This window comes from Cellulomonas sp. IC4_254, from assembly GCF_011603975.1.
Taxonomy (GTDB): domain Bacteria; phylum Actinomycetota; class Actinomycetes; order Actinomycetales; family Cellulomonadaceae; genus Cellulomonas.
The window spans coordinates 1-2506 of sequence record NZ_JAANNB010000315.1 but is presented as its reverse complement, the minus strand read 5'-3'; the positions used below and the strand labels follow the sequence as shown (position 1 = coordinate 2506).

Sequence of the window (2506 nt, the reverse complement as noted above, 5' to 3'; positions counted from 1 at the left end):
CGGTCACGGACCGAGCGTAGCCACGGCCCGCGCACCGCCCGCCGGCGCGCGCCCGCGCAGCGCGGGTCAGGCCCAGCCGAGCGCGTGCAGCCGCTCGTCGTCGATGCCGAAGTGGTGCGCGACCTCGTGCACGACGGTGACCGCGACCTCCTCGGCCACCTCCTCGCGGTCGGCGCAGATCGCCAGGGTCGGCCGCCGGAAGATCGTGATCCGGTCCGGGAGCGAGCCGGCGGCCCAGAACTCCCCGCGCTCGGTCAGCGGCACGCCCTCGTAGAGCCCGAGCAGCTCGGGGTCGTCGGCCGGGGCGTCGTCCTCCACCAGCACGACCACGTTGTCCATCCGGGCGGCGAGCTCGTCGGGGATGAGGTCCAGGCCGTCCCGGACGGCGTCCTCGAAGTCCTCGCGCGTCATGTCGATCACGGGTCCATCCTCGCCGATTTGGTGGATCAGCCGACCTACCCGTAACGTATTCCTCGGTCTGAAGACGCCTCGACGTCAGGGGCGCAAGCCCCCATCGTCTAGCGGCCCAGGACCCCGCCCTTTCACGGCGGTAGCACGGGTTCGAATCCCGTTGGGGGTACGAGCTCCGTGCATGTGGAAGAATAGGTCTCACAACGAGGCCCCGTAGCGCAGTTGGTTAGCGCGCCGCCCTGTCACGGCGGAGGTCGCGGGTTCAAGTCCCGTCGGGGTCGCTCGATCACACCGGTCCTCTGGGCCGGTGTCGTCGTATCGAGGCTCTGTAGCTCAGTTGGTAGAGCGTTCGACTGAAAATCGAAAGGTCACCGGATCGACGCCGGTCGGAGCCACCGAGGAAGCCCCGCATCGCCCCAGGCGAGGCGGGGCTTCGTCGTTCCCGGGTCTGGCTCAGCCGGCGACGGGCTCGGGCCGCCGTCGCCGCGGCAGGACCGCCGTGAACGTCGTCCCCTCGCCCTCGGTGCTCGTGACCTCCATCACGCCGCCGTGCGCCACGACGACGGACCGGGTGATCGCCAGCCCCAGTCCGACGCCCGGCACCGCGTTCCGGGTCGCCGTGGTCGTGCGGAAGAACCGGGAGAACAGCCGGTCGACCTCGTCGGCCGGGATGCCGAGCCCGGTGTCCGCGACCGCGAGCCGCACGTGGTCCACCGTGCTGGTCACCCGCACGGTCACCGTCCCGCCGGCCGGCGTGAACTTCACCGCGTTCGACAGCAGGTTGTCGCCGACCTGCGCCAGCCGGACGGCGTCCGCGCGCAGCGGCACCGGCGCACCCGGGACGTCCAGCACCAGGGCCACCCCCGCCCGCTCCGCCGCCGGCCGCGCCGACTCGACCGCGGCGCGCGCCACCTCCGCGACGTCGACGTCCGCGAGCGCCAGCGGGAACCGGCCGGCGTCGACCCGGGCGGTGAACAGCAGGTCGTCCACCAGGCGCAGCAGCCGCGCCGCGTTCCGCTCGGCGACCTCGACCGACCGCTGCTGGTCGGGCGTCAGCGGGTCGTCCCGCAGCAGGTCCAGGTGGCCCACGACCGCGCTGACCGGGGTGCGCAGCTCGTGGGAGATCATCCCCGTGAACTGGTCCTGCAGCCGGGCGGCCTCGTGCACGACCGTGGCGTCGGTCGCGACGAACAGGTAGCCGACCGGCCGCCCCTCGCCGTCCACGCGCACCGTCGTGGACACCTGCACCGGCACCGGCGCCCCGTCCGCGCGCAGCCAGGTCCACTCCGACGCCTCGGGCCGGCCGGGCGCGACGTCCGCGACCAGCGCCGCGAACGGGGTCGTCGTGCCCGCCTGCCGCCAGCGCTCCTGCAGCTCCCCCGGCGCCACCAGGGCGTCCGCCCGGAGCACGCCCTGGGCCTCGGCGGCGGTGCGGCCCAGCAGCCGCTCCGCGCCGGGGTTCCACACGTCGACGAGCCCGTCCGGGCCGGTGCCGACGACGGCCTGCTCGGTGACCGCGTCCAGCACGCTGCGGGTGAGCCGGTCCGCGTCCCGGAGCCGGGCCAGGTGCGCGCGCAGGCGGCGCGCCAGCTCGTTGACCGTCAGGGCCGCGAGGGCGTACACCACCGGCGCGAAGGCCACCCGCCACCAGGCCAGGTCGTCGCCGGTGCCGGTCAGCGCGGGCAGCAGCAGCGCGAGGCACGAGGCGCCGGCGGCCAGCACGACCGACCACCGGCCCGGCTCGGCCGCGACCCAGATGACCGGCAGCACCAGCACCGCGCCGAGCAGCGAGCCCGCGCCGCCCGTCCCCGCGCGCAGCAGACCCACCGCGAGGATCGACAGCAGCGGCACGACGACCGCCCAGCCGTCCCCGGCGGCCCAGGCGTCCGCGGCGGCGCGGCGGGTGGCGGCCGGCGGGCGGAGCGCGGCCAGCAGCGCGAGGCCCGTGGCGACCAGGAGCACGAGCGCGCCGGCCAGCACCGCACCGCCGTCGGTCACCTCGGCGCCCGGCGCGGCGGCGGCCAGCGCCCCGCCGAGCAGCACCGCGCCGAGCGTCGGCGCGTGCTTGACCAGCACGGTGCGGTCGCGGGCCGGG

The 2506-nt window shown here is 75.7% G+C and carries 2 protein-coding genes and 3 tRNA genes; 3 read left to right on the top strand and 2 right to left on the bottom strand.

Features of this window, described 5'->3' with window-relative positions:
• Nucleotides 1–66: 66 nt before the first annotated feature.
• Nucleotides 67–411 carry a metallopeptidase family protein gene (locus G6556_RS18285; RefSeq protein WP_166944501.1) on the bottom strand — a complete coding sequence of 115 codons (345 nt, stop codon included), beginning with the start codon at nt 409–411 and terminating at the stop codon, nt 67–69.
• 96 nt (nt 412–507) lie between these two features.
• Between G6556_RS18285 and G6556_RS18280 the strand changes: the two genes are divergently transcribed.
• The 3 genes from G6556_RS18280 (at nt 508) to G6556_RS18270 (ending at nt 806) form a co-directional block, all read left to right on the top strand.
• Nucleotides 508–580, top strand: a tRNA-Glu gene (locus G6556_RS18280).
• 38 nt (nt 581–618) lie between these two features.
• Nucleotides 619–692, top strand: a tRNA-Asp gene (locus tag G6556_RS18275).
• A 41-nt stretch (nt 693–733) separates the two neighbouring features.
• Nucleotides 734–806, top strand: a tRNA-Phe gene (locus G6556_RS18270).
• Between the two features lie 58 nt (nt 807–864).
• Here the strand turns inward: G6556_RS18270 and G6556_RS18265 are convergent.
• Nucleotides 865–2506 (bottom strand): PAS domain-containing sensor histidine kinase (locus G6556_RS18265; protein WP_166944499.1); only part of this gene is annotated, 1642 nt, incomplete at its 5' end.

Bases quoted from the DNA above. Each gene is read 5' to 3' on its own strand.
- G6556_RS18285 (WP_166944501.1), bottom strand. From the start codon at position 411: ATGACGCGCGAGGACTTCGAGGACGCCGTCCGGGACGGCCTGGACCTC.